The sequence below is a fragment of the Streptomyces sp. A01 genome, from assembly GCF_059026195.1.
Genome location: NZ_JBWLKN010000145.1, coordinates 1 through 307 on the forward strand (window position 1 = coordinate 1; position 307 = coordinate 307).

Below are 307 nucleotides of genomic sequence, written 5' to 3' on the forward strand. Positions count from 1 at the left end.
GCTGACCCGGCCACCACGTGTTCGGCGAGCCAGGAGTGCGTCTGCGGGGACAGCCGTCCCGTCAGCAAGCGCGAGCTACCGTCCGCGAGTTCCACGGCGGCGCCCAGCAGGGGATGCCCGGCGGAGGTCAGGCCGAGGCTCGCCGGATCGCCGCCCTGTCCGCTCCCGCTGTCGAGCCAGTACCGCTCACGCTGGAAGGCGTACGTCGGCAGATCGACCACGCGCGGGGCCGGTTCGGCCGGGAACCAGCGGGACCAGTCCACCGCGACACCGGCGGTGAACGCCTGACCGAAGGACCGCGCGAGCT

The 307-nt window shown here is 73.3% G+C and carries 1 protein-coding gene; it reads right to left on the minus strand.

Translation table 11 applies throughout. The features are described 5' to 3' along the window. A partial coding sequence (locus AC5P1B_RS35935) for a hypothetical protein (RefSeq protein WP_493892236.1) occupies positions 1–307 on the minus strand: 307 nt, incomplete at both ends.